The 26,092-nt window shown below is 72.4% G+C and carries 20 protein-coding genes; 9 read left to right on the top strand and 11 right to left on the bottom strand.

The genetic code is table 11. From position 1 onward, the window contains the following. The 4 genes from OHA81_RS11740 to OHA81_RS11725 all read right to left on the bottom strand — a co-directional run bounded on the left by OHA81_RS11740 (position 1) and on the right by OHA81_RS11725 (position 4,843). Entirely contained in the window at positions 1-882 is an 882-nt protein-coding gene (locus OHA81_RS11740; RefSeq protein ID WP_329202187.1) for a carbohydrate ABC transporter permease, read from the bottom strand. Between the two features lie 68 nt (positions 883-950). Further along, complete coding sequence (locus tag OHA81_RS11735) at positions 951-2,285, bottom strand: extracellular solute-binding protein (protein ID WP_329195299.1); 1,335 nt, start codon at positions 2,283-2,285, stop codon at positions 951-953. A gap of 108 nt (positions 2,286-2,393) precedes the next feature. Further along, positions 2,394-3,647, bottom strand: a complete 1,254-nt coding sequence (locus OHA81_RS11730; RefSeq protein ID WP_329195297.1) for an ROK family transcriptional regulator — start codon at positions 3,645-3,647, stop codon at positions 2,394-2,396. Positions 3,648-3,775: 128 nt separating this feature from the next. After that, the gene (locus tag OHA81_RS11725) at positions 3,776-4,843 is read right to left on the bottom strand and encodes a mechanosensitive ion channel family protein (protein WP_329195295.1); all 1,068 of its coding nucleotides are present in this window, start codon (positions 4,841-4,843) and stop codon (positions 3,776-3,778) included. A 260-nt stretch (positions 4,844-5,103) separates the two neighbouring features. Between OHA81_RS11725 and OHA81_RS11720 the strand changes: the two genes are divergently transcribed. From OHA81_RS11720 to OHA81_RS11705, 4 genes are all read left to right on the top strand, one after another. Beyond that, the gene (locus OHA81_RS11720; RefSeq protein ID WP_136216423.1) at positions 5,104-5,640 is read left to right on the top strand and encodes an HNH endonuclease; all 537 of its coding nucleotides are present in this window, start codon (positions 5,104-5,106) and stop codon (positions 5,638-5,640) included. A 653-nt stretch (positions 5,641-6,293) separates the two neighbouring features. After that, the gene (locus OHA81_RS11715) at positions 6,294-6,521 is read left to right on the top strand and encodes a hypothetical protein (RefSeq protein WP_329195293.1); all 228 of its coding nucleotides are present in this window, start codon (positions 6,294-6,296) and stop codon (positions 6,519-6,521) included. A gap of 30 nt (positions 6,522-6,551) precedes the next feature. Then, positions 6,552-8,588, top strand: coding sequence for a 4-alpha-glucanotransferase (gene malQ / locus OHA81_RS11710; RefSeq protein WP_329195291.1), 2,037 nt, complete (start codon positions 6,552-6,554; stop codon positions 8,586-8,588). A 20-nt stretch (positions 8,589-8,608) separates the two neighbouring features. Continuing rightward, complete coding sequence (locus OHA81_RS11705; protein ID WP_329195289.1) at positions 8,609-8,848, top strand: hypothetical protein; 240 nt, start codon at positions 8,609-8,611, stop codon at positions 8,846-8,848. A gap of 153 nt (positions 8,849-9,001) precedes the next feature. On the opposite strand, the gene OHA81_RS11700 is transcribed toward OHA81_RS11705, so the two are convergent. After that, the gene (locus tag OHA81_RS11700) at positions 9,002-9,499 is read right to left on the bottom strand and encodes a MarR family winged helix-turn-helix transcriptional regulator (RefSeq protein WP_329195287.1); all 498 of its coding nucleotides are present in this window, start codon (positions 9,497-9,499) and stop codon (positions 9,002-9,004) included. Positions 9,500-9,635: 136 nt separating this feature from the next. Here OHA81_RS11700 and OHA81_RS11695 point away from each other — a divergent pair, with 136 nt between their 5' ends. From OHA81_RS11695 to OHA81_RS11685, 3 genes are read left to right on the top strand one after another with little or no spacing between them, the layout of a single operon-like run. Next, the gene (locus OHA81_RS11695) at positions 9,636-10,592 is read left to right on the top strand and encodes an EamA family transporter (RefSeq protein ID WP_329195286.1); all 957 of its coding nucleotides are present in this window, start codon (positions 9,636-9,638) and stop codon (positions 10,590-10,592) included. Between the two features lie 41 nt (positions 10,593-10,633). Continuing rightward, the gene (locus OHA81_RS11690; protein WP_443056505.1) at positions 10,634-11,569 is read left to right on the top strand and encodes a DMT family transporter; all 936 of its coding nucleotides are present in this window, start codon (positions 10,634-10,636) and stop codon (positions 11,567-11,569) included. 10 nt (positions 11,570-11,579) lie between these two features. Next, positions 11,580-12,488, top strand: a complete 909-nt coding sequence (locus OHA81_RS11685; protein ID WP_329195285.1) for a LysR family transcriptional regulator — start codon at positions 11,580-11,582, stop codon at positions 12,486-12,488. A 50-nt stretch (positions 12,489-12,538) separates the two neighbouring features. Here the strand turns inward: OHA81_RS11685 and pepN (OHA81_RS11680) are convergent, their stop codons facing one another. The 4 genes from pepN (OHA81_RS11680) to OHA81_RS11665 all read right to left on the bottom strand — a co-directional run bounded on the left by pepN (OHA81_RS11680) (position 12,539) and on the right by OHA81_RS11665 (position 20,807). Continuing rightward, entirely contained in the window at positions 12,539-15,121 is a 2,583-nt protein-coding gene (pepN, locus tag OHA81_RS11680) for an aminopeptidase N (RefSeq protein WP_329195283.1), read from the bottom strand. Between the two features lie 221 nt (positions 15,122-15,342). Continuing rightward, complete coding sequence (locus OHA81_RS11675) at positions 15,343-16,374, bottom strand: aspartate-semialdehyde dehydrogenase (RefSeq protein WP_329195281.1); 1,032 nt, start codon at positions 16,372-16,374, stop codon at positions 15,343-15,345. A gap of 253 nt (positions 16,375-16,627) precedes the next feature. Continuing rightward, positions 16,628-19,963, bottom strand: a complete 3,336-nt coding sequence (locus OHA81_RS11670) for a S8 family serine peptidase (RefSeq protein ID WP_329195279.1) — start codon at positions 19,961-19,963, stop codon at positions 16,628-16,630. 274 nt (positions 19,964-20,237) lie between these two features. Then, positions 20,238-20,807, bottom strand: a complete 570-nt coding sequence (locus OHA81_RS11665; protein WP_329195277.1) for a CGNR zinc finger domain-containing protein — start codon at positions 20,805-20,807, stop codon at positions 20,238-20,240. 125 nt (positions 20,808-20,932) lie between these two features. Here OHA81_RS11665 and OHA81_RS11660 point away from each other — a divergent pair, with 125 nt between their 5' ends. Both OHA81_RS11660 and OHA81_RS11655 read left to right on the top strand, forming a co-directional pair. After that, positions 20,933-21,391 (top strand): VOC family protein, encoded by a 459-nt coding sequence (locus OHA81_RS11660; RefSeq protein WP_329195275.1) that lies wholly within the window; start codon positions 20,933-20,935, stop codon positions 21,389-21,391. A 23-nt stretch (positions 21,392-21,414) separates the two neighbouring features. After that, complete coding sequence (locus OHA81_RS11655) at positions 21,415-22,326, top strand: pyridoxamine 5'-phosphate oxidase family protein (RefSeq protein ID WP_329202183.1); 912 nt, start codon at positions 21,415-21,417, stop codon at positions 22,324-22,326. Here OHA81_RS11655 and OHA81_RS11650 read toward each other — a convergent pair. Both OHA81_RS11650 and pepN (OHA81_RS11645) read right to left on the bottom strand, forming a co-directional pair. Next, positions 22,302-23,264: a hypothetical protein gene (locus OHA81_RS11650; protein WP_329195273.1), complete on the bottom strand. Its 963-nt coding sequence runs from the start codon at positions 23,262-23,264 to the stop codon at positions 22,302-22,304. The two genes, OHA81_RS11655 and OHA81_RS11650, sit on opposite strands and share 25 nt — an antisense overlap. A 209-nt stretch (positions 23,265-23,473) precedes the next feature. Next, on the bottom strand, positions 23,474-26,047 hold the full coding sequence (gene pepN / locus OHA81_RS11645; RefSeq protein WP_329195271.1) for an aminopeptidase N: 2,574 nt from the start codon (positions 26,045-26,047) through the stop codon (positions 23,474-23,476). Between the last annotated feature and the right edge of the window lie 45 nt (positions 26,048-26,092).

The raw sequence follows: 26,092 nt of genomic DNA, 5'->3' as shown, positions 1-26,092 counted from the left end.
TCAGTCACCTGATCCGATCAGTCCGCCACGGCGGCGCATCAGCAGCGCGGTGAACGCCATGGAGAGGGCGAAGAGGACGAGGGCGGCCGCGCACGCGGCGCCGTAGTCGAAGCGCTGGAAGCCCAGGTTGTAGACGACCTGCGGCAGGGTCAGCGTGGACTTGTCGGGGTAGCCCGGCTCGAACTGCTCGCCCGAGCCGCCGATCACCCCGGCCGCCACCTTCCCGGCGACCAGCGGCTGCGTGTAGTACTGCATGGCCTGGATGACCCCGGTGACCACGGCGAACAGGATGATCGGGGAGATGTTCGGGAGGGTGATGTGGCGAAACCGCGCCCACGCACCGGCCCCGTCCAGTTCGGCGGCCTCGTACTGCTCCTTCGGTACGTCGAGCAGCGCGGCCATGAAGATGACCATCAGGTCGCCGACGCCCCATACCGCGAGCACGGTCAGCGCCGGCTTGGACCAGTCGGCGTCGGTGAACCAGCCGGGCGAGTGCAGTCCGACGCCTTCCAGCAGGACCCCGGCCGGCCCCGTGCCCGGGTTGAGCAGGAAGACGAACGCCAGCGTCGCGGCCACCGGCGGAGCGAGGTAGGGAAGGTAGAACAGGGTCCGGAAGAGGCCGGGCGCCGTCTTGATCTTCGTGATGAGCAGCCCGGTGCCGAGACCGAAGACGACCCGGCAGCCGACCATCACCACGACCAGCCACAGGGTGTTGCGCATCGCCGGCCAGAACAGCGGATAGTCGGTGAACAGGTACGTCCAGTTGTGCAGGCCGCTCGGGACGGGCGGGCGGAAGCCGTCGTACTTGGTGAAGGAGAAGTACACGGTGGACAGCAGCGGGTAGGCGAAGAAGAGCGCGAACCCGATCAGCCACGGCGACATGAAGGCGGCGGTGCGCAGCGCCGAACGGCGCCGCTTCGCCCGCGCGGTGTACGGGGAGGCCACCGGGGTTACTCGGCCTTCGCGATGTCGGTGTCTATCTGCTTGTCGGTGCGGGCGAGCCCGGCCCCGATGTCGGCCACGTCGCCCTTCTCGACGCCGTACGCGAAGTCCTCGAAGGTCAGCTGGTAGGTGCCGCCGTCCGCCTGGGCCGGGGTGGTGGCGGACTTGGGGTGCCGTGCGATGTCGATGAACGTCTTGAACTCCGGGGTGACCTGGAGCTTCGGCGACGCCAGTGCCTCCAGCGTGGAGGGGACGTTGTGGATGGCGTTGGCGAAGGCCACCACCGTGTCGGTGTCGGTGGTCATGTACCTCACCAGTTCCCAGGCGGCGTTCTGTTTGCGGCTCGCCGCCGAGATGCCCATGACCGTGCCGGAGACGTAGCCCTTGCCGTAGTCGGCCACCTGGTCGTCCGGTACGGGCAGCGGCGCGGTGCCGATCTCGAACGCGACACCGGCCTCCTTCGCCATCGCGGGACGCCACTCGCCGTCGATCTGCATGGCGACCTTGCCGGTGTGCAAGGGGTGTTCCGCGCTCCACTCGTCACCGAAGGTGGCGCGGTACTTCTCCAGCTTCTCGTAGCCGCCGAGCTTGGCCACGAGGTCCTTCTGCGCGGTCAGCATCTTCGCGAAGGCCGGGTCCCCGGCCAGGTTCGACTTGCCCCGGGCGTCGAAGTAGGTCCCGCCCCACTGGGCGGCCAGCCGGGTCGGTTTCGTCTCGTAGCCGTGGAAGGTGGGCATCACCCCGAGCCGGTCGTAGGTGTCGCCGCGCGCCACCGTGAGCTTCTGCGCGTCCTCGGTGAACTGGCTCCACGTCTTGGGCGGTTCGGTGATCCCCGCCGCCGCGAAGGCGCTCTTGTCGTAGACGAGTCCGTAGGCGTCGCTGAGCAGCGGCAGGGTGCACTGGTTGCCGCGGTACTGGGTGTACTCCAGCAGCGTCCTGGGGAACACCTTCGCCTTGTCGACGCCGGACTTCTCGAGGAAGGGGTTCAGGTCCGCGAAGGCGCCCGAGTTGCAGAACTTGCCGACGCTGTCGGTGGTGAAGGAGGAGACCACGTCGGGGGCCTTGTCGCCGCCCGCGCGCAACGCCTGGTTGATCTTGTCGTCGGTCATGTTGGCGGTGACGCGGACCTTGATGTTCGGGTGGGCCTGCTCGAACCGGGCGATGTTCTCCTCGATCGCCCTGACCTCTCCCGGCGCGGACCAGCCGTGCCAGAAGGTGAGCGTGACCTGCGCGTTCGGGTCGTCGTCGGCGGAGGCGCCGCTCTGGCCCGTACAGGCGGTGGCGAGGGCGGTCAGCGCCGCGAGGACGGCGACGGCGGTAGTGGGGCGTCCGGATCTGGGCATGGCGGGGCTCGCTCTCTGGGGTGAGGAACTTCCGTGGGGGGTGCCGTGGACGGGGTGGGGGTGGGCCTGGGGGGCTGAGGGGCGGGGGTGTGGAGGGGGGTGGGGGTGTCAGCGTCGGCGGGAGGTGTCGAAGACCTCTTCACGGGTGGTGATCAGGGCGCTCTCCAGCGCGCCGCGCAGGACGGGCCGCTCGCGCACTGCGCCGGGGACCAGGCGGGGCCGGGACGGCGCCAGTTCGGCGAGCTCGGCCTCCAGCAGCGCGCGCAGCGGTTCGCCGCCCGCGGCGATCGCGGCCCCGGACAGCACCACGATCTCCGGGTCGAGTACGGCGACCAGGGAGGCCAGACCGGTCGCGAGGACGGTGGCGTACGACTGGAGGAAGCGCAGGTGCGCGCCCTCCGGCCGGGCGGCGGCCCGCTCCAGCAGGGCGACCCCGGCGGCGACCTGCGGACCGTCCGCGGCCGCGTTCCCGTCGGCCGTCCCGGGCGTCCCCGCAGCCGCGATCCCTTCGAGGGGCTCGATCCCCAGCTCGCGCGCGAGGCGGGGCAGCACCTGTACACCCGCCAGTTCCTGGTAGCCGCCGGTGTTGGCGCGGGTGACCTGCCGCACGAGGGGGTGGCCGGGCACGGGCAGGAAGCCGACCTCGCCCGCGCCGCCGGTCCAGCCGCGGTGGAGCCGGCCGCCGAGCACCAGCGCGGCGCCGAGCCCCTCCTCGTTCCACAGCAGGACGAAGTCCTCGTGGCCGCGGGCCGCGCCGAGCCGCTGTTCGGCGATCGCGGCGAGGTTCACGTCGTTCTCGTACTCGACCGGCATCGGCAGGGCCGCCGCCAGTTCGTCGAGGAGGGTGGGGGAGTGCCAGCCGGGCAGGTGGCTGGCGTAGCGCAGCTGGCCGGTCTGCGGGTCGAAGGCGCCGGGGGTCGCGATGACCAGCCGGTGCACGTCGGTGCGCCGGAGCCCGGCGGCCTCGACGGCCTCGCCGAGCGCCTCGGTCACCTGTGCGACGGCGTCGCTGCCCTCCCGGTAGGGGTGTTCGAAGCTGCCGACCACCTCGCCGGTGAGGTCGGCGACGGCCGCCGCGACCCGGTCGGGGGTGACGTCGAGTCCACCCACGTGGGCGGCGCGGGCGTTGAGGGCGTAGAGCTGGGCGTTGGGCCCGGGCCGGCCGCCGTCGGTGCCGGTGGCCACGACCAGCCCGGCGGCCTCCAGCCGGGCCAGCAGCTGGGAGGCGGTGGGCTTGGACAGGCCGGTCAGGTGCCCGATCCGGGTCCGGGACAGCGGTCCGTGCGTCAGCAGGAGCTCCAGCGCGGCGCGGTCGTTCATGGCGCGCAGCAGGCTGGGCGTTCCGGGGGTGGCGGCGGGCATGGGGCGGGACTCTCCCTCACCGAGGCGAACTGTTAGGTAAGTTTCCTATTGCCGTCCGAGCCGTGTCAATGGCGCTGCCCCGCAGGTTGTGACCTGCGGGGCAGCGGTGAGGTGGCGGTGCCGGGGGACTACTTGGTGATACGGGGGCTCCCCGGCGAGGCCGGGGGCGGGATCGGGCTGGTGGCCAGGGACTGCACCGAGGCCGGGTTGGCGAGCGCCGACGGCGGGGCGACGGCGGCCGCCGGGTCGGCGCCCTCCTCGGCCTCGTCGGCGGCCGGCAGACCGCCGATGATGCCGATGCCCGCGGCGTCGAAGGCCTCCTTGATGCGCCAGCGCAGCTCGCGCTCCACGGCGAACTGCTGGCCCGGCATGGTCTTCGCCGACACCTTCACCGTCATCGAGGCCAGCAGCACCTCATCGAGACCCAGCACCTCCACCGGGCCCCACAGCCGCTCGTCCCACGGCGACTCCTTCGCCATGCCGTCGGCGACCTGCTGGACCACCTCGCGGAGGCGGGAGAGGCTCTCCGTCGGCTTGACCTGCACGGCCACGCCGGCCGTGGCCCAGCCCTGGCTGAGGTTGCCGATGCGCTTGATCTCGCCGTTGCGCACGTACCAGATCTCGCCGTTGTCCCCGCGCAGCTTCGTCACGCGCAGTCCGACCTCGACGACCTCGCCGGAGGCCACCCCGGCGTCGATCTTGTCACCGACGCCGTACTGGTCCTCCAGGATCATGAACACGCCGGACAGGAAGTCCGTCACCAGGTTCCGGGCACCGAAACCGATCGCCACACCGGCCACACCCGCACTCGCCAGCAGGGGCGCCAGGTCTATCCGGAGCTGGGAGAGCACCATCAGCACGGCCGTGCCGAGGATCAGGAACGAGGCCACCGAGCGCAGCACCGAACCGATCGCCTCCGAGCGCTGGCGCCGCCGCTCCGCGTTGACGAGCAGCCCGCCCAGCGCCGTTCCCTCGACGGCCTCCGCGCCCCGGTTCATCCGGCTGATCAGCTTGGTCAGCGACTTGCGGATGACCGAGCGCATGGCGAAGGCGATGACCAGGATCAGCAGGATCCGCAGGCCCATGGCCAGCCAATCGGCCCAGTTCTTCTCGATGAAGTCCGCGGCGTTCGTCACGCTCTCGGTCGCGTCGTCTGTGGTCGCTGCCAGCGGTAGCAGGGTGGCGGGCGAGGGCACGGCGGGGAACCTCCAGGCATAGCGGGCCGACCGCGGGAGAAAAGCGGACGACCCGTCCACACTAACGGGGCGGCCGCCCCGACCCCGCTGCCGTGTTCGAGGGAGAGACCGGACTCACGTGGGGAGGAAGCGGGTGTGTCGGAAAACACCTCCGACCCGTTACGAGCGCGTGGTGGCGCTTCCACCAGCCGTAAGGGGAGACTGGAGAGCAGATCGTCCCGGCGCGAGCCACGCGCCGCCGGCGTACAAGGAGGCAGTCCGTGCCGCACGTCCTGGTCCTCAACGCGTCGTACGAGCCCCTCGGCGTCGTACCGCTCCGCCGCGCGCTCGTCCTCGTCCTGGAGAACAAAGCGGTCTCCCTGGAGGAATCCGGCGCCTTCCTGCACAGCGCGACCAGAGCCGTCCCCGCGCCCAGCGTGGTCAGGCTCAAGCGCTTCGTGCGGGTCCCCTACCGGGGGCCCGTTCCACTCACCCGGCGCGCGCTCTTCGCCCGCGACGGCGGCCGCTGCATGTACTGCGGGGCCGTCGCGACGAGCGTCGACCACGTCGTCCCGCGCAGCCGGGGCGGCCAGCACGCCTGGGACAACGTGGTCGCCGCGTGCCGCCGGTGCAACCACGTCAAGGCCGACCGGCACCTGCTCGAACTCGGCTGGCGGCTGCGCCACCAGCCGGCCCCGCCGTCCGGCCTGGCCTGGCGCATCATCGGCACGGGCCACCGCGATCCCCGCTGGATGCCGTACCTGGAGCCGTACGGGGCCGAGGCGGCGCTGGACCGGATCGGGGTGGCGGCGTCATAGCGCGGGCGTCACGGGGTTCATAGGGCTCCCCCCCCTCGCCCGGGCGTCGGCAGCGGCCGGTGCTGTCCGGTGCGTCCGCGGTGCGCCCGTGAAGTCGGGCCGGGCCGGGCGCTGTTCCCGCAGAGCCGCCCGTCCGCGGGCCCGCCCGGCCGCCGGAGCCGGCCCGTCCGCAGGAGTCGGCCGCCGGTCCGCAGGCCCCGCCCGTCCGCAGGAGCCGGCCGCCGGCCCGGTCCACCGCGAGCGGGGCCCGCGGCCCCTCTACAGCGGCTCGCGGAGCATCTGAGGGCGGGTCCAGGACCGGTCCGGACGAGGGCCGTCCCCGGCTCCCTCCGGGCCGGGTGCGGGGGGCCGCGCGGCACGCGAAGACGCCCGGCGGACCGGTGGGGGCAGAGCGGCCGAACAGCGTTCCCGGTCACCGCGACCGCCGCCGCGGTGGCCGCTCTGCACCCCTGAGCTGCACGGAGCCACCCCGTCCCGAGCCGTCCGCCGCCGTACCCGGCCGCCGGGCCGGCAGCGCGTGCGGCGGGGACGCCGCGCCCGGCGGTGATCTTGGACGGATACGCCAGGAATGCCGGGCGCCCGGCGGGGTAGTGCTGCGGTGTTCGCCGGGCGTGTTACATCGGTCCCACGAACCCGCGCGAAGGAGTGCTTCCATGAAAGCCGGACCCGTCCGCACCTCCACCGTCCACCCCCCGGCCAGCCGCGCCCCCCTCCGCCACCTCCGCGCCCAGAGCGGTCCGGCGGACGTCCCCTGCGCCCCCCTCACCAGCGAACCCCCGCTCACCTGCACCGCGTACGCCCCCCTGACCAGCGAACCGCCGCTCACCTGCGAGGCCGCACTGACGAGCGAGCCCTCGGTACCCGCCCGCGCGGCCGACTGACCACGACCCAGCGATCAGACAGGGACTCACATGGACGACCTCGACCGGCTCGCGGCCCTGCACGGTGTCGCCACCTCCTACCAGCCCGCCGAGGACGTCACGCTGCGGGTCCCGCGGGCCACCGTCGTCGCCGTGCTGGGCCGGCTGGGGGTGGCCGCCGGGGACCCGGAGGCCGTACGGGCCGAGTTGGCGTCGGCGGACCGGGCCGCGGCGGACCGGCTGCTGCCCCCGGTCCTCGTCGGCTGGGCCGGAGCCGCCCCGGACGAGCTGGCCGGACTCCCGCCCGGCACCGCGCTCCGCGTGGCCCTGGAGGAGGGCGGCGAACTGCCCTGGGGACCCGGACTGCCCCTGGGCGTGCACCGCCTGACCGCCCAGGCCCCCGACGGCCGCACCGCCACCGCCACCTTGATCCTGGCCCCGGACCGGGCCCCGGCCGCGCCCGGCCGCACGCACGGCCTGCTCGTCCAGCTCTACTCCCTGCTCTCCGCACGCTCCTGGGGCATGGGCGACCTCGGGGACCTGGCCGCCCTGGCCGGCTGGGCGGCCCGCACGCACGGCGCCGGGTTCCTCCAGGTCAACCCGCTGCACGCGGCCGTCCCCGGGAGCCCGACCGACCCCTCCCCCTACCGGCCGTCCTCGCGCCGCTTCCCCGACCCGGTCTACCTGCGCATCGAGGACGTCCCCGAGTACGCCGCCAGCCCCGACCGGGAGGCGCTGGCCGAACTGGCCGCCCGGGCCGGGGAGCTCAGGCGCGCGGTGCTGGAGAAGGGCGCCCTCATCGACCGGGACGCGGTGTGGGGGCTCAAGCGCGCCGCCCTCGAACTGCTGTACGCGGTTCCGCGGGAGCCCGCCCGGGACGCCGCGTTCCGCGCCTTCCGGGAGGCGGGCGGCTCCGCACTGGCCCGGCACGCCACCTGGTTCGCGCTGGCCGAGCGGTACGGCACCGACCGGGCACGCTGGCCCGAAGGCGCCGAGGACGCGCCGGAGACCGCCCGGGGAGCCGAGTTCCACTGCTGGCTGGCCTGGCTGACCGATGCTCAGCTCACCGCCGCCCAGCGCGCCGCCCGGGACGCGGGTATGACGGTCGGCCTGGTCCACGACCTGGCCGTCGGCGTGCACCCGGAGGGCGCGGACGTCTGGGCCGCGCCGGACGCGTACGCCGCTGCGGCCACCGTGGGCGCCCCGCCGGACGCCTTCAACGCGCGCGGCCAGGACTGGGGGCTGCCGCCCTGGCGCCCCGACGCGCTCGCCGCGAGCGGCTACGCCCCCTTCCGGGCCCTGCTGCGCGGGGTGTTCCGGTACGCGGGCGCGCTGCGCATCGACCACGTGATGGGCCTGTTCCGGCTCTGGTGGATCCCCGAGGGCACCCCGCCCGCCGAGGGCACGTACGTCTCCTACGACGGCGAGGCGATGCTGGCCGTGCTCGTGCTGGAGGCCCACCGGGCCGGGGCCCCGGTCATCGGCGAGGACCTCGGCACGGTCGAGCACGGGGTGCGGCGGGCGCTCGCCCGGCGCGGGGTGCTCGGTACTTCGGTGCTGTGGTTCGAGCGGGACTGGCAGGGCGAGGGGCAGCCGCTGGAGCCGGCCGACTGGCGGGCCGACTGCCTGGCCACCGCCACCACCCACGACCTGCCGCCCACCGCCGCCAAGCTGGCCGGCAGCCACGTCGAACTGCGCGACCGGCTCGGCCTGCTGACCCGGCCCGTCGACACCGAGCGGGCCGAGGACGCCGCCGACACCGCCGAGTGGCTGGCCGTGCTGGACCGGCTGGGCCTGGAGGCCAAGGGCGAGGAGGCCGCCGTACGCGGCCTGTACGCCTTCCTGCTGCGCACGCCCGCCCACTTGGTCGGCGTGTGGCTGCCCGACGCGGTGGGGGACCGGCGGCCGCAGAACCTGCCGGGCACCTGGGACCAGTACCCCAACTGGCGGCTCCCGGTCGCGGACGAGGCCGGCCGGCCGGTGACGCTGGAGGCGCTGATGGCCTCGCCCCGCGCGAACGCCCTGCTGAGCGCCGTGCGGGAGGGTGCGCGCACCCGTACGGCACCCCCGGGCGCGCGCCCCCTTTAGGTGTTCGCTACGTTTGCACCGTGGACAAGAAGAACGCTCTGCGCGCCGGCGCCGTCACGGCCGGAACGACGCTGATGATGCTGCTGATGACGTCTCCCGCCCTCGCGGTGATCCGCGACGACGGCGATGACCCGGGCCCGGGCCTGAGCATCGGCGAGACGCTCGGCCTGTACGTGGCCACGCCGATCGTGCTGTTCCTGGTCATCGCCGGTCTGGTGATGGTCGGCGACAAGTCGCGCAAGCAGCGTCCGACCGACTGATCCGGCCGCCCTCCCACGGGCGGTCCTCCATGACTTCCGGGGCGCCGGGGGTCCGCACTCCGACATGTGGTCGGTGGTCGCGGGACCCCCGGCGCTCCGTCGTGCCCGGCGCCGGTGACCGCCTCCCCGGTGAAGGGGCCGCGGTGGTGAGGCTCAGCCCACGCCCGCCATCAGCTTGCGCAGCAGCCCGCTGAGGGCTTCCACCTCTTCGCCGTCCAGCCCCGACAGTGCGGCGCGCTGCACCTCCAGGCCCGCGGCGACGGCCTCGTCGATGAGCTCGAGCCCGCGCTCGGTGATCGTCACCTGGAGCCCGCGCCGGTCGTTCGGGTCGGGGTTGCGGCACAGCAGCCCGGCCTTCTCCAGCTTGTCCAGCCGTCCGGTCATACCGCCGCTGGTGAGCATCAGCGTGGCCGAAAGCTGGCGCGGCGAGAGGGTGTACGGGGCCCCGGAGCGGCGCAGGGTGGCGACCACGTCGAACTCGCCGAGGGAGACCCCGTAGCGGTTGTAGGTGCGTTCCATCTCGTCGCTGACGGCCCGGGCGATCCGGTTGATACGGCCGAACACGGCCATCGGGACGGTGTTCAGGTCCGGTCGCACCGCGTACCACTGGTCGGTGATCGCGTCGACGGCGTCCTTGTTGGCCTCGGTCATGAGCACAGTATCCGGCCTCTCCTTCTTCGATCACCAAAGTCGCTTGACGAAAAGTAGCTTAGCGCTAAGCTACTTACAAGCAACCTAACGAGGGCGCCGCCGACCTCGTAGCCGTCCCTCTCCCCGAGGAGTAGCCGTGAACCGCCTCGCCACCGTCGCCCTGACCGCCCTGGCCCCCATCTCCTGGGGCTCCACCTACGCCGTCGCCACCGAACTGCTGCCACCCGACCGGCCGCTGTTCACCGGCGTCATGCGCGCACTGCCCGCCGGACTGCTGCTGACCCTCCTGTCCCGCCGCCTCCCCAAGGGCGAGTGGTGGTGGAAGTCCGCGGTCCTCGGGGCGCTCAACATCGGCGCGTTCTTCCCGCTCCTCTTCCTCGCCGCCTACCGGCTGCCCGGCGGCGTCGCGGCCGTCCTCGGCAGCGCCGGCCCGCTGTTCGTCGTGGGGCTCGCCGCCCTGGTCCTGGGCGAGCGGGCGAGCCTGCGCACCGTACTCGCCGCCGTCACCGGAGCCCTCGGCGTCAGCATGGTGGTGCTGACCGCCGCCGCGAAGCTCGACCTCATCGGCATCATCGCCGGTGTGGTCTCCTCCGCCTCCATGGCCGCGGGCACCGTGATGACCAAGCGCTGGGGCCGCCCGGACGGCGTCGGACCACTGGCCATGACCGGCTGGCAGCTCACCGCCGGCGGCCTGATCATCATCCCCATCGCGGCCCTCGTGGAAGGCGCCCCGCCCGCGCTCGACGGCAAGGCCTTCCTCGGCTACGGCTACATGATGCTCATCAACACCGGCACCGCGTACTGGCTCTGGTTCCGCGGCATCGGCAAGCTCTCCGCCACCTCCGTCACCCTGCTCGGCCCGCTCTCCCCGCTCACCGCGGCCGTCATCGGCTGGGCGGTCCTCGGACAGGCGCTCTCCCCGGTCCAGCTCGTCGGCATGGCGATCGCCTTCGGGGCCACCGTGGCGGGCCAGCTGTTCGCCGCCCGGGCCGCCGCCGCCCAGGCCGCCCGCACTCCGGAACCGTTCACTTCTGCTGAAAAGACCGATCGGAACATTTCGATGGACCTGACAGCTGAACCGGTGCGACCGTAGCCCCACGAACCGTCGACCGAATCCCGAGGGGGAGACACCCAGTGGCCGTCCTGGACCGCAACCGCACCGTCGCACCAGCAGCACCGCAGTCCACCGGCACGGGGAGGAAGGGAGCCGCCGGCCTCGGCGTGCTCCTGGCCCTGGTCGCGACGGTCGTCTGGTCCGGCAGCTTCGTCGCCACCCGCGGAATGGCCGAGACCGTACCGCCCGTCCAGGCCGTCTTCTGGCGCTGGGTCATAGCCGCCCTCGCGGTCACCCCCCTCGCCGCCCGCCAGGCCTGGCAGCAGCGGGCACTGATCCGGCGCCACCTGCGCTACATCGCCCTCGCCACCCTCTTCGGCGTCACCCTCTACAACACCCTCGTGCACCAGGCGGGCCTGACCACCTCCGCCTCCAACATGGGCATGATCATGGCGGCCTCGCCGGTCGTCATGGCCCTCTACGCCCGCCTCGGCGGCGAACGGCTCGGGGCCCGCCGCGTCTTCGGGATGCTGCTCGCCGCCTTCGGGGTACTGCTCCTGGTCGGGGACGGCTCGCTCGGCTTCGACTTCACCGCAGGCGACCTGTGGATGTTCGCCGCCGCCCTGTCCTTCGCCACCTACAGCGCCCTGCTCAAGCGCAAGCCCGCCGAACTGGGCGGCCTGGCCTTCCTGCTCACCACCTTCGTGCTCGGCGCCCTCATGCTGGCGCCCGTCTACGCCGTGTCCCTCACCGTCCAGGGCGGCTTCCGGCTCACCCCGGCCGCCGGCGGCATGCTGCTCTACGTCGGCGTGATGTCCTCCGCCGTCGCCTTCTTCGCCTGGAACAAGGCGATCTCCCTCATCGGCGCGGCCCGCGCCGGAGTCGTCTACTACCTCCAGCCGGTCTGCGTCGCCGGCCTCGGACTGCTGCTGCTGGGCGAACGGACCGGCCCGGCGCAACTGCTGTGCATGGCGCTGATCCTCGTGGGCGTGGGGCTGGGGAGTGCCCGCCGGTAGGTTCGGGCCCATGACCGAGTGGGACATCAAGAAGCTGCGGATCCTGCGGACGCTGGCCGACCGGGGAACCGTGACCGCGACGGCCGGGGCGCTGCACATGACGCCCTCGGCCGTTTCGCAGCAGCTGACGAACCTGGGCCGGCAGCTGGGGGTGGTGCTGCTGGAGGCCCAGGGGCGGCGGGTACGGCTCACGGACGCCGCCCACCTGGTCCTGCGGCACGCCGAGGCCGTCTTCGCCCAGCTGGAACGGGCCGACGCCGAACTCGCCGGGTACCTGTCCGGGGAGGTGGGCGAGGTACGGATCGGCGCCTTCTCCACCGCCGTGCCCGCCCTGGTGGTGCCGGCCGTCGCCGCCCTGCGCCGGACCCGGCCCGGGGTGGAGGTGCGGGTGCGGGAGACCGAGGCCGCCGAATCCTACGAGCTGCTCTCCGCCGGGGTCGTCGACCTCGCGCTGTCCCTCGCGGCCCACGCGCCGACCGCCCGCGACCCCCGCTTCACCCGGGTCACGCTGCTGGAGGACCCGCTGGACGTGGCGCTCCCGCCGGACCACCCCCTGGCCGCCGCCGTGACCGTGCGGCTCGCCGACCTGTCGGGGGACCGGTGGATCTACGGGGGCAGCGGCCCCTGGTCGCAGATCACCCGTTCCGCCTGCGAGGCGGCCGGGTTCGTCCCGGAGCAGGCCCACTCGGCGTCCGGCTGGAGCGCGATCCTGGCCATGGTCGAAGCGGGCATGGGGGTGGCCCTCGTACCCCGCATGGTGACCGGACGCGCCTCGGGCACCGCCGTACGGGTGCTGGCCCACGACCGCCCGGCCCGCCACGTCATCGCGGCCACCCGCAGCGGAGCCGAGTCGGCCCCGGCGCTGGCCCCCGTCCTGGAGGCACTGCGCGACGCGGCCGCGGCGCGCGCCACCGCTTGAGCAGACGCAGGTGTGCCCCGGCCGCCGGAGCGGGCCGGGGCACACGGGGCTCAGGACGCGGCTGCCGCGTCCGCCGCCCGGGCCTTGAGGGCACGCTCGACACCCGCGCGCGCCTCCGACACCAGACGGCGCAGACCCGCGTTCGGCTCGGCCGAGGCCAGCCACGCGTCCGTCGCGTCCAGCGTCGCGCGCGAGACCTGGAGGGACGGGTACAGCCCCACCGCGACCTGCTGCGCGATCTCGTGGCTCCGGGTGTCCCAGACCTCCTTGACCGACGCGAAGTACTTCTCCGTGTACGGGGCCAGCAGCTCGGCCTGGTCGGACTGGACGAAGCCGCCGATCACCGCCTCCTGCACGGCGTTCGGCAGGTCGCCCGACTCCACGACCGATGCCCAGGCCTGCGCCTTGGCCTCCGCCGTGGGGCGCGCCGCCCGGGCGGTGGCCGCGTGGCGCTGGCCCGCCGCCGTGGCGTCCCGCTCCAGCTCGGCCTCGATCGCCGCCTCGCCGGCCACGCCCGTCGCCACCAGCCGCTCCAGGAACGCCCAGCGCAGCTCGGTGTCGACCACCAGGCCCTCGATCTCCGCCGAGCCGTCCAGCAGCGCCGACAGGTACGTCAGCTGCCCCTCGGTCCGGGCCGTCGCCGCGAATGCACGGGCCCACGCCAGCTGGTGGTCGCTGCCCGGCGCCGCCGCCCGCAGGTGCTCCAGCGTCGCCTCGGTCCAGGTGGCGAGGCCCTGCTCGCGCCACGCCGGGTCGGCGTAGAGGTCGAGTGCCAGCTTCACCTGGCGGTGCAGCGACTGCACGACGCCGATGTCCGACTCCTTGCCGATGCCCGACAGGACGAGGGAGAGGTAGTCGCGGGTCGCCAGCTCGCCGTCGCGGGTCATGTCCCAGGCCGAGGCCCAGCACAGCGCGCGCGGCAGCGACTCGGTGAAGTCGCCCAGGTGGGCGGTGACGTTGGCGAGGGACACCTCGTCCAGGCGGACCTTCGCGTACGAGAGGTCGTCGTCGTTCAGCAGCACCACGGCCGGACGGGCGCGGCCCACCAGCTCGGGTACCTGCGTCAGACCGCCGTCGATGTCCAGTTCGATCCGGTCCGTGCGGGTCAGCAGACCGTCCCGCAGGTCGTACAGGCCGATCGCGATGCGGTGCGGGCGCAGCACGGGCTCGCCCTTGGCGCCCGCCGGCAGTGCCGGGGCCTCCTGGCGGACGCCGAAGGCCGTGATGACGCCCTGCGCGTCCGTCTCGATCTCCGGGCGCAGGACGTTGATGCCGGCGGTCTCCAGCCACGCCTTCGACCAGGCGGTCAGGTCGCGGCCCGAGGTCTCCTCCAGGGCGCCCAGCAGATCGGACAGGCGCGTGTTGCCGAAGGCGTGCGCCTTGAAGTACGCCTGCACGCCCTTGAAGAAGGCGTCCATGCCGACGTAGGCGACGAGCTGCTTGAGCACCGAGGCGCCCTTGGCGTACGTGATCCCGTCGAAGTTGACGAGGACGTCGTCCAGGTCACGGATGTCGGCCATGATCGGGTGCGTGGACGGCAGCTGGTCCTGCCGGTACGCCCAGGTCTTCATCGAGTTGGCGAAGGTGGTCCAGGCGTGCGGCCACTTCGAGCCCTCGGCGTAGGCCTGGCAGGCGATCGAGGTGTAGGTGGCGAACGACTCGTTCAGCCACAGGTCGTTCCACCACTCCATGGTGACCAGGTCGCCGAACCACATGTGCGCCAGCTCGTGCAGGATCGTCTCCGCGCGCACCTCGTACGCCGCGTCCGTCACCTTCGAGCGGAAGACGTACTGGTCGCGGATGGTGACGGCGCCCGCGTTCTCCATCGCACCCGCGTTGAACTCGGGCACGAAGAGCTGGTCGTACTTGGCGAACGGGTAGTCGTACGCGAACTTCTCCTGGAACCAGTCGAAGCCCTGCCGCGTCACCTCGAAGATCGCGTCGGCGTCGAGGAACTCCGCGAGGGAGGGCCGGCAGTAGATGCCGAGCGGCACGGACTGCCCGTCCTTGCCCTCGTAGGAGCTGTGCACCGCGTGGTACGGGCCGGCGATCAGCGCGGTGATGTACGTCGAGATGCGCGGGGTCGGCTCGAAGCGCCAGACGTTGTCCTTGACGTCCTCGGGAGCGGGCGTCGGGGAGTTCGAGATGACCGTCCAGCCCTCGGGGGCCGTCACCGTGAACCGGAAGGTGGCCTTCAAGTCGGGCTGCTCGAAGCTGGCGAAGACCCGCCGCGCGTCCGGCACCTCGAACTGGGTGTACAGGTACGCCTGCTCGTCGACCGGGTCGACGAACCGGTGCAGGCCCTCGCCGGTGTTGGTGTAGGCGCAGTCCGCGACGACGCGGAGCTCGTTGTCCCCCGCGGCCAGGTGCTCCAGCGCGATCCGGGAATCCCGGAAGACGGCGGCCACGTCGAGGGTCTCGCCGTTCAGGACGACCTCGTGCACGGACGGCGCGACGAGGTCGATGAAGGTCGCGGCGCCCGCCTCGGCCGACTGGAAGCGCACGGTGGTCACGGACCGGTAGGTGCCCCCCTCCTGCGCACCGCCGAGATCGAGTTCGATCTCGTACGAGTCGACGGTGAGCAGCTTCGCCCGCTGCTGAGCCTCTTCACGGGTGAGATTCGTGCCAGGCACGCGGTCATCTCCTTTGATGGTGACGTTGCCGCCCCATCCTTCCACGCGGCCCCGCGCCGGCGCGCCCGAGTAATCCACGGGCGAACAGGGTCGGGCACCGCCGCCCCCCGGGCGCCCTCCCGGCCACCGCCCCGGACGTCTTCGCACGCCGAAGGGGCGGCGCCGGCGCGGGCGCCGCCCCTTCGGCGGTTGCGGGTCGGGCCGACCGGCGATCGGCGTGATCAGCCCTGACGCAGTTCGTCGGCGACGAGCTCCGCGATCTGGACCGCGTTCAGCGCGGCGCCCTTGCGGAGGTTGTCGTTGGAGAGGAACAGCGCGAGGCCGTTCTCCGTCGTCTCGTCGACGCGGATGCGGCCGACGTACGAGGCGTCCTTGCCCGCCGCCTGGAGGGGGGTCGGGATCTCGGAGAGCTCGACGCCCGGGGCGTCCGCGAGCAGCTCGTAGGCGCGCTCCACACTCAGCGGACGCTCGAAGCGGACGTTGACCTGGAGCGAGTGGCCCGAGAAGACCGGCACGCGCACACAGGTGCCGGAGACCTTGAGCTCCGGGATCTCCAGGATCTTGCGGGACTCGTTGCGGAGCTTCTGCTCCTCGTCGGTCTCGAAGGAGCCGTCGTCGACCAGGTTGCCCGCGAGCGGGACCACGTTGTACGCGATCGGCCGCTTGTAGACGGCCGGCTCCGGGAAGTCCACCGCGCCGCCGTCGAAGGTCAGCTGGTCGGCGGCCTCGGAGACCGCGCAGGCCTGGCCCTTGAGCTCGGCGACACCGGCCAGGCCCGAGCCCGACACGGCCTGGTAGGTGGTGGCGACCATCGCCTTCAGGCCGGCCTCGTCGTGCAGCGGGCGCAGGACCGGCATGGCGGCCATGGTGGTGCAGTTCGGGTTGGCGATGATGCCCTTGGGGCGGTTCTTGATCGCGTGCGGGTTCACCTCGGAGACGACCAGCGGGACCTCGGGGTCACGACGCCAGGCCGAGGAGTTGTCGATCACGACGGCGCCCTGCGAGGCGACCTTCTCCGCGAGGGCCTTGGAGGTGGCGCCACCAGCGGAGAAGAGCACGATGTCCAGGCCGGAGTAGTCGGCCGTGGAGGCGTCCTCGATGGTGATCTCGCGGCCCTCCCACTCCAGGGTCGAACCGGCCGAACGGGCCGAGGCGAACAGCCGCAGCTCGTCCACCGGGAACTTCCGCTCGGCGAGGATGCCGCGCATGACTCCGCCGACCTGTCCGGTGGCTCCGACGATTCCGACCCTCACGGTGACTCCCTCATGTGTTGCGTTCGACGCGGGCGCGCGTAAGGCCATCATGCGTTCGGTCCTACGAGCCTTGTCCAATCCATTGTCCGAGGTGCGGACGATCTCCCGCGTGTGAACACCGTGCCGGATCCGTCACAACCCCGCCGCCGGCTCGCCCTGGACCCCGTTTCACCTGGTCAGCGGCGGTATCGGCGCCGGGAACGCCCGAAGGGGCGGCGCTCGGTCGAGCGCCGCCCCTCCGGTGTCGTACGTACTACGGCAGGACCTTGTCGATCTGCACGCTGCCGGTGCCCGCGGCGGTACCGCGGCCGTTCAGCAGCTGGACCTGGCCGAAGAACTGCCGGCCCTCGGGGGCCGCGCTGCTGACCAGGACGTTCGCCGAGACCTGCGCGCTGGCGCCGTTGGCGAGGTTCACCGCGGCGGCCTCGTCGACCTGGACGGAGCCCAGGGCGGTCGAGAAGTACACGTCGCGGTAGTCGTACGTGGTGCTGCCGGACGGGACGGCGTAGCCGATCACCTTGATGCTGTAGGTGCCCGCGGCCGGGTTGAGCAGGCTCACGGCCTCCTCGGAGTCGCCGTCGGCGGAGGAGCCGACCTTGACGCCGTCCTTGTAGACCTCGAGGTCGAGGTCGGCGGCGGCGTCGGAGACCTTGCCGATCGCGACGTCGAGGCGCGAGACGCCCTCGCCGACGGTGACCTCGGTGGTCTGGGTCTCACCGGCGGCGATGGTCGGCTTGGCGACCTTCGCGGAGCCGAGCGGGCCGCCCTGGAGCTTGCCGCCGCTGATGGCCGCGGCGTCGTTCTTGATGCTCCACTGGACGGGCGCCGGGGTGCCCTGCTTGACCTCGGGGAGCACCTTGACCGCGGGGTCGAAGGTGGCGCCGAGGACCGAGACGTCCAGCTTGTACGGGTTGTCGAGCAGCGGCGACGTACGGCGCGACTCGACCTCGATCTCCCAGACGCCCGGGGTCGGGTCGGCGTAGGAGCGCAGGTCGGGGCGGCACTTGTTCGCCGGGTTGTCGTAGTTCGGGTAACACTGCGTCGTCGCGCTGTCCTCGACGCCCGTGCCGTACGGGTGGATCGAGATGAAGCGCGTCTGGCTGCCGGCCGCGAGGCCGCCGAGGGCGACCTCGAGGGTCTTGGCGCCCTGCGGGACGGTCACGAAGTACGACTTGTGGCTGTTGCGCTGCACCGAGGAGGTGTCCGACAGCGCGAACGACGGCTTCGCCAGCGGGGCCGAGGCCACGACCGTGGTCATGATCTGCTTGTCGATGCCCTCGGTGGTCTCGTCGTCCAGCTGCAGGATGCCGCTGTGCACGCCGGCCGACTTGACGTTGGCCTCGACCTTGATGGTGACGGGCTTGTTCAGCGGCAGGGTGACGTAGTCGTAGCCGCCGACGACCTTGAAGGTCCCGTCGTTGTTGCGCCAGCTCAGGTTGTGCCGGGTGCCGTACTTGACGCCCGTGGTGCGGGTGACGACGACGTCGTAGACCTTCTTCTGGCCGACCTTCAGGCCGCCCTCGCGGTCGTAGAGGCCGGTGCCGAAGCCCGGGGTCTTGAGGAACTGGTCGATCGCGGTGTCGACCGGGGCCTTGACGCTGAACTCGTTGGCCTTCGCGCCGCGCTGGAGGGACTCCCACGCGTCGACGATGTTGATCAGACCCGCGCCCTGGGCGTGCGCCGGGACGTCGTCGATCTTCTTCGCGGTGCTGGTGAGCGCCACGCGCAGGCTCGCCGGGGTCACCGCGACGTGCTGCTGCTTGGCCGCTGAGAGGAGCAGGGCGCTGGCGCCCGTCGCCTGCGGCGAGGACATCGAGGTGCCCTGGAGCATGGAGTAACCGGCCGGCAGGGTGTAGCCGGCCTCCTTCACCGGGGAGCCGGGCAGCCAGGTCTGCGTGGTGTTGATGGCCGCACCGGGGGCGGTGAGGGTCGGCGTCATGCCGCCGTCCTCACGCGGACCGCGCGAGGAGAAGGGGAACATGTTGTACTTCTTGGTCACGCCGGAGCCGTAGTTGGCGGCCCAGGTCTCCTTGGAGACCGCGGCGCCCACGGAGATGACCTTGTCCGCGAGACCGGGGTCGCCGATCGTGTTGACGCCCGGGCCCTCGTTGCCGGCCGAGATGACCAGCTGGACGCCGTAGGTGTCGATCAGGTTCTTGTAGAGCTCGGCGCGCGCGTTGTTGCCGTCGTTGAGCGCCGGCAGACCGCCGATGGACATGTTGACGATGTCCACGCCGCGGTTGGCGACCAGGTCGATCATGCCCTCGGTCAGCGCGACGTTGGTGCAGCCGCCGGACCAGGAGCAGGCGCGCGAGGAGACGATCTTGGCGCCGGGCGCCTCGCCGTTCATCTTGCCGCCGAAGAGGCTGTTGGCGGCGGTGATGCCCGCGACGTGCGTGCCGTGCTCGGACTCGATGATGCCGATGTTGACGAAGTCGGCCTTCTTGCCGACCCAGTCACCACCCAGCGGGTCCATCGGGACGTCCTTGCGGATCTGGATCACGAACGGGATCCGCTCGGCGACGTCGGTCGCCGGGTTGTCCGTGCCGAAGTAACCGATCTGGTAGCCGTCCTTGTACGGCTTCATCGGCTCGTTGTTCGTGAAGTCGCCGTCCTGGTCGGTGTCGACGCGGACGGTGCCGGCGGCGGCGTCGTAGAGCATGCCGAACCGGTCGGTGGTGTCACCGTCCCGGTTGACGTCGCCCTTCTCGTCACCGGTGGCGGTGATCGACTCGCTGAAGCGGCTCCACTGGTACGAGCCCTCCGGGGCCTTCCAGCTCTGGCCGCCCGCGGTGAAGGTCCCGCCCGTGGCCGTGACCGGGGTGATCTGGGCGCGCCAGGTGGCGTCGTTGTCCGTGATCGGGTCGGTCGCGGTGACCCAGTCGACGATCTTGCGCTCGCCGGTGGTGGTCTTCTGGAGCGCGGGGTGGCCGAGGTCGACGCCGGAGTCCAGGATGCCGATGGTCACGCCGCGGCCGTCGGCCTGCGGGTTCTTGGCGACGAAGTCGACCGCGCCCGTCTCGAAGGACGGGTTGTACGGGTTCTTCGCCGGCGTGTCCTTGCCCGGCCCCGGGTAGGTCTCGGCCGCGGTCTTCTTGCTCGCGCCGGCGTCCTTGCCCGAGTCCGGCCTCGGGTCCGACAGCTGGATCTCGTGCTTGAGGTCCATGGCGTGGACGGAGGACAGCTTGCCGGCTTCCTTCAGCGCGGCCTCGGCCTTGCCGGTGGGGATCGTGGCGCGCACGTAGCCGAGCTTGTCGTTCGTCTGGCCCACCGAAGCGCCCTGTACGGCACCCAGCTGGTCGGCGACCTGCTTGGTCTGACCCGGCGCGGTGGCCACCATGACGGTGACGGTCGCGTCACCCTTGGCCTTGGCGTCCTGGAGCAGTTCGGCGTCGGACGAACCGAGCTTCTGGTCCGCGGACTTGACCGCCGTCGGGGCGCCGGGGTCAGTGGCTCCCGTCGCGGCGAAGACGGGCATCGCCCCGGACGCGCAGAGCGCGGCCACCAGGCCTGCGGCCGCCGCGACGCGGGCGACGCGCCTGGAGGCCGGTATTGCCCCGGTTGTGGAGCTGGGGGATTCGAGGGTCATCAGCATCCCTGGCTAAGTGAAAGATACGGTCCGGATTTCGGTGCCGGATGACCGGTCAGCCTTGCGCAAGTGACCACTGTTTGGGGAGACATGTCATTGACCGAGACCTGACATGGCGGACACCCGCCAGGGTGGGGTTTCCGCCATCGGGAACAACTCGGGGCAAGCCGGGGCGACTTGTGCCGGTCAGGTAGTGGATTTATCGACTTACAGGCCGTGTGGCAGGGGTCTGTCAGGGTCTGGTCTCACCCGAGGTGTGACAGATTCCGACCGTTCAGCGCTCGCGCGTGCGCGCGTAGTGGCGCGAGGCCTTGGCGCGGTTGCCGCAGACGGCCATCGAGCACCAGCGCCGGGTGCCGTTGCGCGAGGTGTCGTGGAAGTGCAGCACGCACGTCTGTGAGGCGCACTTGCGGATCCGGTCCGGCGCGGACCCCAGCAGGCCCAGGTAGTCGCGGGCCGCGAGCCAGGCCGGCCCCCAGGCCGGGTCGTCGAACTCGGCCCGCTCGCCCGGTCCTTCGGCGGTGAGCGTGGCCCGGATGCGGCCGTGCTCCAGTACGGCGTCGATCAGTTCGCGGGCGTCGGCGTCGGCCGGGTCCGCGACGGCGCGGGCCAGCGCCTCGCGCGCGGTCAGCAGGTGGACCAGGGTCGACTTGTCGGCGCGGAAGCGGGGGGCCAGGCCCGTGCTCTCGAGCCAGAGGCCCAGCCCTTCGAGGCGGCTCAGCCCGAAGGCCCCGGCGAAGAGGTCGGCGGGCTCCCCGTTCGGCATCCAGCGCGTGTTCACCAGGTCGAGGGCGAGCGGCTCCCCGGTGAGCGGACGGGGGTCCGTCGTCGGTACTGCCGTCATGTCCGCCTCCTCGCACCGCTAACCCCTCAAGGGTACGTGACCGGTTGACGCACCGGGATCTAACCCCTAACGTCGCCCTAGGAGGTTAGATCCGAACGTCGGACATCCTCGGGAAGGGAACCCTCATGACCACCACCACCGCCGCCCTCCGCACCGGGCACGTGGGCCTCAACGTCACCGACCTGGAGCGCTCGCTCGCCTTCTACCGCGACGCCCTGGGCTTCGGTCTGCTCGGCGAGGGCAAGGAGGACGGGCGCCGCTTCGCCTTCCTGGGCCGGGACGGCGAGCTCGTCCTCACCCTCTGGCAGCAGGCGGACGACCCGTACGCCCCGCGGGCGGCCGGACTGCACCACCTCGCCTTCTCCGCCGGAGCGATCGAGGAAGTGCGGGCGTACGAGGAGCGGCTGCGCGGCCTGGGCGTCGACTTCGCCTACGAGGGCGTCGTCGCCCACCGCGAGGGCGCGGCCTCGGGCGGGATCTTCTTCCACGACCCGGACGGCACCCGCCTGGAGATCTCCGTGCCGACCGGCGCCGAGGGTGCTCCCGCACCCGTCGAATCCGCTCCCACCTGCGGTTTCTTCTAAGGAACGGGGAAGTGAGGGCCGTCATGGACCGGTACCACCAGGGCTCCCTGGCCATCCAGGAGCGGGTCGGCGTCCGTACGCTCGCCGAGCACGTCGGCCGCTCGATCGGACCCGGCATCCGGGACGTGGCGGCCGCCTTCCTCGCCCTCCAGCCCCACCTCGTCGTCGGCGCCGCCGACGGCGCGGGACGGCTGTGGGCCTCGCTGCTCACCGGTCCGCCGGGCTTCGTCCGGGCCACCGGGCCGGACCGGATCGCGGTCCGCGGGGGCCTGCCGGACGGGGACCCGCTCGCCGGGGCGCTGGCCGCCGCCGGCACCCGGGTCGGCACCATCGCCCTCGACCCGCGCACCCGGCGCCGGATGCGGCTCAACGGCACCCTCGCCGTGACGCCCGGCGGCTTCGCGGTGGCGGCGGAGGAGGTCTTCTCCAACTGCCCGAAGTACCTGCAGAAGCGGCAGCCGCTGGAGCTGGTCGCCGAGGGTCCCGGAACCGTACGGCGCTCCGCGTCGCTCACCCCGGACCAGGAGCGGGCCGTGCGCGGCGCCGACACCTTCTTCATCTCCACCACGGCGGAGGCGGGCGGGGCCGACGCGAGCCACCGGGGCGGGATGCCGGGCTTCGTGGAGGTGCTCTCGCCCACCGAACTGCGCTGGCCGGACTATCCGGGCAACGCGATGTTCCTGACCCTGGGCAACCTCGCGCTCGACGAGCGGGCCGGACTCCTCTTCCCCGACTGGGAGGGCGGCGGGCTGCTCCAGCTGAGCGGGCGGGCCCGGACCGAGTTCGGAGCCGACGGGGGCCGCGAGGTCCGGTTCCGGGTGGAGGCGGTGGTGCAGAGCCTGCATCCGGGGCGGCTGCGCTGGAGCGCCCCGGAGTACTCCCCGGCGAACCCGGGCCTCCCGGGCGCCCCTCACCGGGGCAGGACCACCAGGTAGGCGGCGGGCTCCCGGTCGACCGAAGCCGTCAACGCGGTCCGGACGACCGCGGCCTGCTGCTCGGGCCAGTCGCGCAGCTTGCGCGGGGTGATGTGGATGACGGTCACCCCGAGCCGCTCCAGGGCGTCCCGCTTGCGGACGGTCTCCGACCACTGCTCGTCCTCGCCCTGGCGGGGAGCGCGGGTGTCGATCTCGACGGCGACGGCTTGCTCGGGCCAGTATGCGTCGACCCCGCCGAGGTGGGGGCCACCGGGCAGCCGCAGGTCCACGTTCCAGACCGGCTCCGGGAGCTCGTACCCCCGTACGAGCTGGTACAGCCGGTCCTCGGCGATGGCCCGGCCCTCGGCGAGCAGGGACTCGACGGCGTCGACCACGTGCGGCCGGTCCAGCAGCCGGGCCACCGTCAGCTCCCGCACGACGGCCGCCGGTTCGCAGTGCCCCGCGCGGACGGCCTCGCTCAGCAGGCGGCGTACGGTACCCGCGTCGGAGAGCCGGGCGACGGCGTCGGCGACGGCGCGGGCGACCGGCGCGACGGGCAGGCCGGTCACCTGCGTCGGCCGGGGCGGGGTGTGCGTGCGGATGATGCGGACGCCGCCGGTGGAGCGCAGCCGACGGGTGTTCGAGACGAGTACGTCGATGTGCGCGAGCGCCGTGAGCGCGGGGGCCGCGCCGAACCGGTACAGGGCGAGGGCGGCGAGCCCGGTGATCATGGTTTCGTCGGCGGTGCGGCGCCCGGCGTACAGCAGGGCGGCGTGCAGCCGCTCCTCGCTGGTCGGGGGGCCGGGGTGGAGCAGGAACACCCCCGGCAGGATCTGCTGCCAGGCCCGGCCGGCGGCGTCGGAGGCGCTGACGCCGTGCTCGCGGAGCTGCGCGAGGGTGAGCACGCGGGGCCGGCTGCCGGTGAGGTGGGTGAGGGGGAGGGGCGCGTTGTGGTTCATGCGGCGGAGATTCCCGCACGGCGGGGGCCCGCTAACCCCTGTTACGTTCCCGTCGACAAATCGGGACAAGCCCGCACTAAAGTACGGCCGTTCGAAAGCCGATACCGCCGTTCGCTTCTCGCCCGGACCGCCTGGTCACCGGCGCCGACGTCCGGTGTCCGACGCCTGGGCCGGGCCTGGCGCAGCCGGGCGAGAAGCGCTTGGGGCGACTATCCGGCGGTCGCAGCGCCGTCGGCGGCGCCCGCGTCACACGCCTGGGCGCGCAGCGCGCGGGCCAGGTCGTCACGAGACTCCACCACCAGCCGCCGCAGCGCCGGCGGCGCCGACTCGTGCGCGGCCAGCCACGCGTCCGTGGCCTCCAGCGTGGCCCGCGAGTCCTGGAGGGCAGGGTAGAGGCCCTTCACCACGTCCATGCCGATCTGGATCGACCGCTGTGCCCACACCCGCTCGATCGCCTCGAAGTACCGCTCGGTGTAAGGCGCCAGCAGGGCCCGCTGCGAAGACTGCTGCATCCCCGCGATCGTGGCCTCGACCAGCGCGTTCGACAGCGCGTCCGATTCCACCACCGCCGCCCACGCCTGGTCCTTCACCGCCGCCGACGGCCGGGCCGCCAGGCACCGCACGTGGTGGCGGCGGCCCGACGCCGTGTCGTCACGCGCCAGCTCCGCGGCCAGGAGGCCCTCGTCCACCGCCCCGTGCGCGGTCAGCGGCAGCAGGAAGTCCCAGCGCAGCTCCTGGTCGACCTCCAGCCCGTCGATCTGCGCCGAACCGTCGAGCAGCCCCAGCAGCAGCTGGAAGTCGCCCTCGGTGGTGGCACCCGCCGCGAAGAACCGGGCCCAGATCAGCTGGTGCTCGGACGCGGGCTCCGAGAAGCGCAGCTCCTGCAACGCGACCGCCGACAGCACCCGCCCGCCCTGCTCGCGCCACTCGGGCGCCGCGTAGTGGGTGACGGCCGTCAACGCCTGGTGGTGCAGCATCTGGAGCACCCCCAGGTCGCTCTCCCGGCCCGAGTGGGCCAGGACCAGCGAGACGAAGTCGCGGGCCGGCATCAGGGCGTCGCGCGTCAGGTTCCACAGCGCCGACCAGCACAGCGCCCGGGCGAGGGGGTCCCGTACGCCGCCCAGGTGGGTGCGCAGCGTCGCCAGCGACCCCTCGTCGAAGCGGATCTTGCAGTAGGTGAGGTCGTCGTCGTTGACCAGGATCAGGTCGGGCCGCTCCTGCCCGGCCAGTTCGGCCACCGTCGTCCGCGCCCCGGCGACGTCCGCCTCGGTCCGCGCGTACCGCACCAGGGCGCCGTCCTCCAGCCGGTACAGGCCCACCGCGACGCGGTGCGGGCGCAGCTCGTCCCCCTCCTGGACCACCGCGAGCTCGTCGATCCGGCCGTCCGGGCCGTAGGTCACCACCGGCGCCAGCGCGTTCACGCCGGCCGTCTGCAGCCACGCCCGCGACCACTCGGCCATGTCCCGGCCCGAGACCTCCCCGAGCACCGACAGCAGGTCGCCGAGGGTGGTGTTCCCGTAGGCGTTCGCCTTGAAGTAGCGCCGCGCGCCCTCCAGGAACGCCTCCCGCCCGACGTACGCGACGAGCTGCTTGAGCACCGCCGCGCCCTTGGCGTAGGTGATGCCGTCGAAGTTCAGCTTCGCGGCCTCCAGGTCGGGGATGTCGGCCGTGATCGGGTGGGTGGAGGGCAGCTGGTCGGCCCGGTAGGCCCACGCCTTGCGGTTGTTGGCGAAGGTCACCCATGCCTGGTCGAACCGGGTCGCCTCGACCAGCCCGAACGAGCCCATGAAGTCGGCGAAGGACTCCTTGAGCCACAGGTCGTCCCACCACTTCATGGTGACCAGGTCGCCGAACCACATGTGCGCCATCTCGTGCAGGATGACGTTCGCGCGCCGCTCGTAGGAGGCCTGCGTGACCTTCCCGCGGAAGATGTACTCCTCCCGGAAGGTCACCATGCCCGGGTTCTCCATCGCGCCCAGGTTGTACTCCGGCACGAAGGCCTGGTCGTACTTGCCGAACGGGTACGGGTAGTCGAACAGCTCGTGGAACAGGTCGAAGCCCTGCTTCGTGACGAGGAAGACGTCGTCCGCGTCGAAGTGCTTCGCCAGGCCCTTGCGGCACATCGCGCCGAGCGGGATCGTCAGGTCCCCGCGCGTGTAGGTGTCCGTGACGTAGTGGTACGGGCCCGCCACCACGCAGGTGATGTACGTGGAGATCGGCTCGGTCTCGGCGAAGCGGCGGGTCTGCCCCTCCCGGGACTCCTCGACCCCGTTGCTCCACACCTGCCAGCCCTCGGGCGCGGTGACCTCGAAGCGGTAGGGCGCCTTCAAGTCCGGCTGCTCGAAGTTGGCGTACACCCGCCGGGCGTCGGCCGGCTCGTACTGGGTGTACAGGTAGACCTCGCCGTCCTCCGGGTCCACGAAGCGGTGCATGCCCTCGCCGGTGCGGCTGTAGGCGCAGTTCGCGTCGACCACCAGGACGTTCTCGGCGGCGAGGCCGTCCAGGGCGATCCGCGAGCCGTCGAAGACGGCGGCCGGGTCCAGTTCGCGCCCGTTCAGGGTGATCCTGTTCACCGACGGGGCGATCAGGTCGGCGAACGTCGAGCCGTCCGCGGTCGCGGCCCGGAAGCGGATCGTCGTCACCGACCGGAAGGTCCGCGGGGCGTCCGCCGGTTCGGCCTCGTCCACCGCCGACCTCAGGTCGAGGGACACCTCGTACGCGTCGACGGACAGCAGCTCGGCCCGTTCGCGGGCCTCGTCACGGGACAGATTCTCTCCGGGCACCTGCACTCCTTCGTGCGTGATCGCGGTTTTGGTCGAATCCTCGCA

This window comes from Streptomyces sp. NBC_00667 (assembly GCF_036226825.1).
In the GTDB taxonomy this organism is placed as follows: Bacteria; Actinomycetota; Actinomycetes; order Streptomycetales; family Streptomycetaceae; genus Streptomyces.
Note: the sequence above shows the minus strand (reverse complement) of the source record. Positions and strands in the feature narration are given on the sequence as shown.

What these genes read in the sequence shown, in the direction of transcription:
- OHA81_RS11740 (WP_329202187.1), bottom strand. Translation starts at nt 882, where the DNA reads ATGTCGCCGTGGCTGATCGGGTTCGCGCTCTTCTTCGCCTACCCGCTG.
- OHA81_RS11735 (WP_329195299.1), bottom strand. Translation starts at nt 2,285, where the DNA reads ATGCCCAGATCCGGACGCCCCACTACCGCCGTCGCCGTCCTCGCGGCG.
- OHA81_RS11730 (WP_329195297.1), bottom strand. Translation starts at nt 3,647, where the DNA reads ATGCCCGCCGCCACCCCCGGAACGCCCAGCCTGCTGCGCGCCATGAAC.
- OHA81_RS11715 (WP_329195293.1), top strand. Translation starts at nt 6,294, where the DNA reads ATGAAAGCCGGACCCGTCCGCACCTCCACCGTCCACCCCCCGGCCAGC.
- malQ (WP_329195291.1), top strand. Translation starts at nt 6,552, where the DNA reads ATGGACGACCTCGACCGGCTCGCGGCCCTGCACGGTGTCGCCACCTCC.
- OHA81_RS11700 (WP_329195287.1), bottom strand. Translation starts at nt 9,499, where the DNA reads ATGACCGAGGCCAACAAGGACGCCGTCGACGCGATCACCGACCAGTGG.
- OHA81_RS11685 (WP_329195285.1), top strand. Translation starts at nt 11,580, where the DNA reads ATGACCGAGTGGGACATCAAGAAGCTGCGGATCCTGCGGACGCTGGCC.
- OHA81_RS11670 (WP_329195279.1), bottom strand. Translation starts at nt 19,963, where the DNA reads ATGACCCTCGAATCCCCCAGCTCCACAACCGGGGCAATACCGGCCTCC.
- OHA81_RS11665 (WP_329195277.1), bottom strand. Translation starts at nt 20,807, where the DNA reads ATGACGGCAGTACCGACGACGGACCCCCGTCCGCTCACCGGGGAGCCG.
- OHA81_RS11660 (WP_329195275.1), top strand. Translation starts at nt 20,933, where the DNA reads ATGACCACCACCACCGCCGCCCTCCGCACCGGGCACGTGGGCCTCAAC.
- OHA81_RS11655 (WP_329202183.1), top strand. Translation starts at nt 21,415, where the DNA reads ATGGACCGGTACCACCAGGGCTCCCTGGCCATCCAGGAGCGGGTCGGC.
- OHA81_RS11650 (WP_329195273.1), bottom strand. Translation starts at nt 23,264, where the DNA reads ATGAACCACAACGCGCCCCTCCCCCTCACCCACCTCACCGGCAGCCGG.